Below are 7,156 nucleotides of genomic sequence, written 5' to 3'. Positions count from 1 at the left end.
CCGGCCTGATGTGGCGCGAGGATGTGCAGGCGCTGCGAGATGCCGAATATCCCGATATCACGCTGTCACACATGCTGGCCGACAACATGGCGATGCAGCTGGTGAAATATCCCAAGCAATTCGACGTGATCCTCACCGACAATCTGTTCGGCGATATCCTGTCGGATGAAGCCGCCATGCTCACCGGCTCGCTGGGGATGTTGCCGTCGGCGGCCATCGGCGATGCCGGCATGCCCGGCCTGTACGAACCCATCCACGGTTCCGCCCCCGACATTGCCGGCCGCGGTGTTGCCAATCCGTGCGCAGCGGTGCTCAGCCTGGCCATGGCGCTGCGCTTCAGCCTGGATGCGCCGAAACTGGCCCAAAAGGTGGAAGCCGCCGTGGAAGCCGCGCTGAATGCGGGTGCGCGCACGCCGGATCTGGGCGGCACCATGACCACCACGGCCATGGGCGACGCGATTTTGGCCAACCTTTGATCCGCAAGTTTCTCAGCCCTTTTGCCACCGGGCTGCTGTTCCTGGCGCCGGTGCTGCTTACGCTGATCCTGCTCAACTGGCTGTCCGGCTATCTGATCGCGGCCCTTGGCCCGGCCACACCGCTGGGCCAGGCGCTTGGCGCAGCGGGGATGTTCTTCACCCCGTCGCCCTTTGCTGCCTTCTGGGCCGGGCTGGGCATGGCGGCGGTGCTGGTGTGGGTGATCGGCCTGTTCGTGCAGACGCGCTTTCGCCAGCGGCTGGAAGGCGGGCTGGACGGCCTGATCGCCCGCATCCCCGTGCTTGGCCCGCTGTATCGCCCGCTGGCGCAATTCGTGCGGATGATCGGCAGCAGCCCCGGCGGCGAGATGAGCGGCATGTCGGTGGTGTCGGTCAGCTTTGGCGCGCATGTCGAGGCGCTGGCGCTGCTCACCTCGCCGCGCCTGCATGATTTTGGCCAGGGCCCGCGCCTGTTGATCCTGATCCCCACAGCGCCTGTTCCGGTGGGCGGCGGGCTGCTGTTTGTGCAGCCGGCGCACGTGAAGAAGGTCGCCTCCATGGGCGTCGACGATCTGGCCAAGCTTTATGTCACCATGGGCACGCTTCCAGGACCTGGGCCCGGCTCGGAGGCGACGGCGAAATGAATCTGACCCAGATGAATACGACGGGGCGCATTTTTCTGGCGCTGCTGGCCGGGCTGGTGGTGGGCGCACTGCTGCCGGCCGATCTGGGCAAACCCTTGTTGCCGATCACCGATGCCATCGGCAATCTGTGGCTGCAGGCGTTGCAGATGACGATCATCCCGCTGATTGCCGGTCTGCTGTTCACCGGCATCGCGCAATCGGTGGGCCAGGCCGGCGGCGGCAAGGTGACCGGGCGGGCGCTGCTGGCGTTTTTCCTGCTGCTGGTGTTTTCGGCGCTGTGGTCGATGTTCTTCGTGCCGCTGCTGCTGGAATGGTGGCCGGCGCCGGCCCAAGCCGCTGCCAGCATCATTGCCGGCAGTGCCGATGCCGCAGTGGCAACCGGCGACATCAAGATCGATCTCGGCAAATGGCTGCTGTCGCTGGTGCCGGCCAACGTGTTCGATTCGCTGGCCAAGGGCGACATGCTGCCCGTCGTCACCTTCGTCGCGGTCTTTGCATTGGCGGCAACCCGGCTCGAGGACGAACGCCGCCTGCGCCTGGTTGGCCTGTTCGATGCGGTGAAGGATGCCATGCTGGTGCTGGTCGGCTGGATTTTCGTTGCGGCGCCGGTGGGGGTGTTCGCACTTGCTGTCAGTGTCGGCATCAAGGCCGGGCTGGGCGCGTTTGGTTTGCTGGGCCATTATATAGCCGTGCTGGTGCTGGTGCAGGTTGGCTTGATCATCCTGGTCTATCCGCTGGCGGTGGTGTTTGGCCGGGTCGGCCCGCTGGCCTTTGCCCGCGCCGTGTTGCCGGCACAGGCGGTGGCGGTCTCCACCCAGTCCAGCATCGCCAGCCTGCCTGCGATCTACGACGGCGCCGAACGGCTGGGGCTGCCCGAAACCACCACCCGGGTGGTGCTGCCGCTGGCGGTGAGCATCTTCCGCATCACCAGCCCCTGCGCCAACATCGCCGTGGTGCTGTATGTTGGCCATCTTTACGGCATGGATCATACGGCGCTGGCCTTCCTGGGCGCACTGTTGGCGGCGCTGGTGGCGGCAGTTTCCACTGGCGGCTTGCCCGGCTCCATCACCTTTCTGGCGGCCTGCGTGCCGATCGCCAATGCCATGGGCGTGCCGATTGCCGTGCTGCCGGTGCTGTTGGCGGTGGAACTGGTGCCCGATGTGTTTCGCACGCTGGGCAATGTGACCGCCGATCTGGCGGTCACCACCATCTTGTCTCGCGACCGGGCCAAATCAATTCGAGGCTGAAAACTGGACTCTGCGTCCAAATCCGGTAACAGCCGCACGCCAAGGAGCATGGGCATGGGTTATAAAGTTGTTGTCGTTGGCGCCACCGGCAGTGTCGGGCGCGAAATGCTCAACATTCTCGCGGAGCGGCAGTTCCCGCTCGATGATATCGCTGCGGTCGCCTCGTCGCGCTCGGTGGGCGACATGGTTGAATTTGGCGAAACCGGCCGCGAGATCAAGGTGCAAAACCTTGAACATTTCGATTTCACCGGCTGGGATATCGCGCTGTTTGCTGCCGGTTCCGGCCCGGCGAAAGTCTATGCCCCCAAGGCCGCCAGCCAAGGCTGCGTGGTGATCGACAACAGCAGCCTGTTCCGCATGGAACATGATGTGCCGCTGATCGTGCCCGAAGTGAACCCGGACGCCATCGACGGTTATAAAAAACGCTTCATCATCGCCAATCCCAATTGCTCCACCGCGCAATTGGTGGTGGCGCTCAAGCCGCTGCACGACGCCGCCATCATCAAGCGCGTCGTGGTGAGCACCTATCAATCGGTATCCGGCGCCGGCAAGGACGGCATGGACGAGCTGTTCACCCAGAGCCGCGCCATCTTCGTGGGCGACGAGCCGGTAAGCAACAAGTTCACCAAGCGCATCGCCTTCAATGTGATCCCGCACATCGACAGCTTCATGGGCCCCGAAAGCGGCATGGACGGCTACACCAGGGAAGAATGGAAACTGACTGCGGAAACCCGCAAAATTCTCTGCCCGGATATCGAAGTGACCGCGACCTGCGTGCGGGTGCCGGTGTTCGTCGGCCATTCCGAAGCCATCAATGTCGAATTTGAAATGCCGCTGTCGGTCGCCAAGGCGCAAAGCCTGCTGCGCGAAGCACCGGGCATCATGCTGGTGGATAAGCGCGAGGACGGCGGATACGCCACCCCGGTTGAATGCGTCGGCGATTTTGCCACCTTCGTCAGCCGCGTACGCAAGGATCCCACCGTTGAACACGGCCTTGCCCTTTGGTGCGTATCCGACAACCTGCGCAAGGGCGCAGCGCTGAACGCGGTGCAGATTGCCGAACTGCTCGGCCGCCGCCACCTGAAGAAAGGCTGAACGAAGCTGGGCAACCATGGGGCAGGATTTGCCTCAATTCCCTGAAATTGCCCAAGTTGGTTCAGGCTCCGGCCAGACACCAAGCCCTAGTTCCTCGTGCAGCCGGCACCCCTATCGCCGGCATCAATCAAGGAACACACACATGTCGCGTATCGTCTTTGCCCTGCTTGCCGCCGCTGCCATTGCTGGCCCGGCTGCCGCGCAGGACACCCGGAACGCCGCCGCGTTCAACGGCGCGTTCGTCGGCGGCCAGATCGGCTGGCAGCAAGACCGCCAGTCGCTTGACCTGAACACCGTGCCGCCCTCCACCACCCGCGCCAAGGGTGACGGCCTCGCCTACGGCGGCCAGCTCGGTTACGATCTCAACCTGGGCGGCGGTGTGATTGGTATCGAAACCTCGCTTACCGGCCGCACTGGCACCAACCGCTTCCCGACCTTCGATCTGGAGCCGGGCCGCACGATCAACGTGACGGCACGTGCCGGTGTCCTGGTCGCCCCGGACGCGCTGCTGTATGCCCGCGGCGGTTATTCCAACGCGCGTTTCACGATCACCAATCCCACCGGCGCTTCGGAAAATCGTGAAGGCTATATCGTGGGCGCCGGTTTCGAGAAGATGCTGAGCCAGAATGTTTCGGCCCGCGTCGAATATAATTACAGCGATTATGGCAACGACACGCTGCCGGGCCCCGGTGGCCCGTCCGCCCTGAATTATCACCGTCACGCGGTGATGACCGGCGTCAACTTCCGCTTCTGATCCGCCAGACCAGACGAAGCGGCCGGCAGCACACGCTGCCGGCCGCTTTTTCGTGTCAGGCTTCGAAATGGCCTTCGGTGCGGGCGCGCAGCGTTTCCAGATCGATGCCCGGTGCCAGCTCGATCAGCTTGAACGGCGCGCCTTTGGCAGGGCGCGCAAGCACGGCAAGATCGGAAACCACCATATCGACCACGCCCTTGCCGGTGAGCGGCAGGGTGCAGGCGGTCTTGAACTTGGCGCTGCCGTCCTTGGCATTATGCTCCATCAGCACGATGATCTTCTTCACGCCGGCCACCAGATCCATGGCACCGCCCATGCCCTTGACCATCTTGCCGGGGATCATCCAGTTGGCGATGTCGCCGTTTTCTGCCACTTCCATCGCGCCCAATATCGACAGATCGACATGGCCGCCGCGGATCATGGCAAAACTGTCGGCGCTGCTGAAATAACTGGTGCGGTCCAGTTCGGTGATGGTCTGCTTGCCGGCGTTGATCAGATCGGCGTCTTCCTCACCGGCAAACGGAAACGGCCCCATGCCAAGCATGCCGTTCTCGCTTTGCAGCGTGACATCCACACCCGCCGGGATGTGATTGGCCACCAGGGTTGGCATGCCGATGCCGAGATTGACGTAAAATCCGTCTTGCAGCTCTTGCGCGGCGCGGGCGGCTTGCTGGTCACGTGTCCACATCAGGCCGCTTCCCTTTCCCGAACCGTGCGCTGCTCGATACGCTTTTCATAATCGCGGCCAACAAACAATCGCTGCACGAAGATGCCCGGCGTGTGGATGTTATCGGGGTCCAGCGCGCCGGCTGCCACCAATTCCTCCACTTCAACCACGGTCACCTTGCCGGCCGTGGCCATCATCGGGTTGAAGTTGCGCGACGTCTTGCGGAAGATCAGGTTGCCGTAAGGGTCGGCCTTCCACGCCTTGACGATGCTCACATCCGCCACCAGCCCGGTTTCGAGGATATACTGCTCGGTGCCAGACGCTGTGGCAAAATCCTTGTGCTCCTTGCCTTCGGCCACCAGCGTGCCAACGCCGGTTTTCGTGTAAAAGCCCGGAATGCCTGCTCCGCCCGCCCGGATGCGTTCGGCCAGCGTGCCTTGTGGGTTGAATTCCAGTTGCAGTTCGCCAGCCAGATACTGCCGCTCGAACTCCTTGTTCTCGCCAACATAGCTTGAAATCATCCGGGCGATCTGCCGGGTTTCCAGCAGTTGCCCCAGCCCAAAGCCATCAACCCCGGCATTGTTGGAAATGACCGTAAGGCCCTTGGTGCCGGCAGCCCGCAGCGCGGCGATCAGATTTTCCGGAATGCCGCACAGGCCGAACCCGCCGGACATGATCGTCATCCCATCAAACAGCAGGCCGTCCAGTGCAGCGGCGGCATCGGGATAAATCTTGTTGGCCATGTGCCGGCCTCCCTTTCATGTTGCGTGTGCGAGATAAGCAGAATGTCGCAGCGGCGCCAGCCGGATTCTGGGCTTTGTGCAGCCGTTTTGCGCGCGACGATGCCCGGGGGCTGCGGTATTACCCCGGCATGAGCCCACTTGATATTGCCCCCCTCGACATCGCAATCGCCGAAGGCCGCCGCTTCATCAACAGCCTGCCCACGCGCAGTGTCGGGCCAACCGGCAGTCGCGCCGACATCTTGGCGGCGTTGCCTGCCCACCTGCCCGCACACGGCATGGACCCGGCAGACGTGGTGCGCACCATCGCCCGCGCCGCCGAGCCGGGATTGAATGCCAACATGTCGGGCCGGTTTTTCGCGTGGGTGAACGGCGGCGCGCTGCCGGCCGCTCAAGCCGCCGACGTGCTGACCAGCCTGTGGGACCAGAATGCCGTGCTGGCCGCCACCAGCCCCGCCGCCGCCGTGCTGGAGGAAGTGGCCGCGCGGATGCTTCTGGACGTGCTGCACATGCCCGCCGATTGCGCCGTCAGCTTCACCACCGGTTGCCAGATGAGTCACGCCGCTGCGCTGGCCGCCGCGCGCCACCACGTGCTGGCCAAGGCGGGGTGGGACGTCGAACGCGGCGGCTTGTGGGGCGCGCCGCGCATCCGCGTGCTGGCCAACGCACACCGCCATGGCAGCGTGGACCGCGCCCTGCGCCTGCTTGGCTTTGGCACCGCCTGTCTGGTGCCGATCACCGGCGCCGAGCCGGGCCGCGTCGGGGTGGACGAACTGAAAACGGCCCTGGCCGAGGCGGCGGGCGCGCCCACCATCGTGGTGCTCAACGCCGGCGATCTCAACCTGGGCCAAAGCGATGATTTCGCAGCGCTGGTGCCGATCGCGCAAGCCGCAGGCGCGTGGGTGCACATCGATGGTGCCTTTGGCCTGTGGCTGGCGGCGTCGCCGCGTTTTGCCCATCAGGTCGCCGGTATCCAGATGGCCGATTCGATCGCCAGCGATGGCCACAAATGGCTCAACACACCCTATGATTGCGGCATGGCCATCACCCGGCACGGCGATGCACTACGGGCATCGATGCGGCTGACTGCCAGCTATCTGTCGCAGGACGGCGATACGCGTGACCCGATGAACACCACGCCCGAATGGTCGCGCCGCGCCCGCGCACTGCCGGTGCTGGCCGCGCTGCTGGAACTGGGGCGCAGCGGGCTGGCCGATTTGATTGCACGCTGCTGCGATCACGCGCTGGCGCTGCACGACGGGCTGGCGGCGCTGGATGGCGCCGCCAGCGTCGCCCGGCCAATCATGAATCAGGGCATGGTGCGTTTCCAGGATGCCGCCGGGCGCAACATCAGTGATGCCGTGATCGCCGCGATCAACGCCAGCGGCGAGGCGTTTTTCAGCGGTACGACCTGGGCCGGGGAACGCACCATGCGCATCAGCGTGTGCAACTGGCAGACCAGCGCCGACGATGTGCGCCGCACCGTGGCGGCGGCGGCGCAGGCACTCGGCGGCTTGCGCTGACCCCGCCGCCCGG

General features: G+C 64.5%; 8 protein-coding genes. 6 read left to right on the top strand and 2 right to left on the bottom strand.

Annotated elements, in window-relative coordinates; genetic code table 11:
• The 5 genes from ACESL8_RS05450 to ACESL8_RS05430 form a co-directional block, all read left to right on the top strand.
• Window positions 1-476, top strand: a 476-nt coding sequence (locus ACESL8_RS05450; protein ID WP_372916623.1) for an isocitrate/isopropylmalate family dehydrogenase, incomplete at its 5' end; no start/stop codon positions are given.
• A complete protein-coding gene (locus ACESL8_RS05445) occupies window positions 473-1,117 on the top strand; it encodes a DUF502 domain-containing protein (RefSeq protein ID WP_372916621.1) in 645 nt (214 codons plus the stop codon). The genes ACESL8_RS05450 and ACESL8_RS05445, both read left to right, overlap by 4 nt.
• A complete protein-coding gene (locus ACESL8_RS05440; RefSeq protein WP_372916619.1) occupies window positions 1,114-2,364 on the top strand; it encodes a dicarboxylate/amino acid:cation symporter in 1,251 nt (416 codons plus the stop codon). The genes ACESL8_RS05445 and ACESL8_RS05440 overlap by 4 nt, the downstream gene beginning before the upstream one ends.
• A 54-nt stretch (window positions 2,365-2,418) precedes the next feature.
• Window positions 2,419-3,459, top strand: a complete 1,041-nt coding sequence (locus ACESL8_RS05435; RefSeq protein ID WP_372916617.1) for an aspartate-semialdehyde dehydrogenase — start codon at window positions 2,419-2,421, stop codon at window positions 3,457-3,459.
• Between the two features lie 142 nt (window positions 3,460-3,601).
• On the top strand, window positions 3,602-4,213 hold the full coding sequence (locus ACESL8_RS05430; RefSeq protein ID WP_372916615.1) for an outer membrane protein: 612 nt from the start codon (window positions 3,602-3,604) through the stop codon (window positions 4,211-4,213).
• A 55-nt stretch (window positions 4,214-4,268) separates the two neighbouring features.
• Here ACESL8_RS05430 and ACESL8_RS05425 read toward each other — a convergent pair whose 3' ends face one another.
• Both ACESL8_RS05425 and ACESL8_RS05420 read right to left on the bottom strand, forming a co-directional pair.
• The gene (locus ACESL8_RS05425) at window positions 4,269-4,904 is read right to left on the bottom strand and encodes a 3-oxoacid CoA-transferase subunit B (RefSeq protein ID WP_372916629.1); all 636 of its coding nucleotides are present in this window, start codon (window positions 4,902-4,904) and stop codon (window positions 4,269-4,271) included.
• Window positions 4,901-5,623, bottom strand: a complete 723-nt coding sequence (locus ACESL8_RS05420; protein ID WP_372916613.1) for a CoA transferase subunit A — start codon at window positions 5,621-5,623, stop codon at window positions 4,901-4,903. The genes ACESL8_RS05425 and ACESL8_RS05420 overlap by 4 nt, the downstream gene beginning before the upstream one ends.
• A 128-nt stretch (window positions 5,624-5,751) precedes the next feature.
• Here ACESL8_RS05420 and ACESL8_RS05415 point away from each other — a divergent pair, with 128 nt between their 5' ends.
• Window positions 5,752-7,143, top strand: a complete 1,392-nt coding sequence (locus ACESL8_RS05415; protein WP_372916611.1) for an aspartate aminotransferase family protein — start codon at window positions 5,752-5,754, stop codon at window positions 7,141-7,143.
• The last annotated feature ends 13 nt before the right edge of the window (window positions 7,144-7,156 follow it).

This window comes from Sandarakinorhabdus sp. (assembly GCF_041689835.1).
Taxonomy (GTDB): Bacteria; Pseudomonadota; Alphaproteobacteria; order Sphingomonadales; family Sphingomonadaceae; genus Sandarakinorhabdus.
Note: the sequence above shows the minus strand (reverse complement) of the source record. Positions and strands in the feature narration are given on the sequence as shown.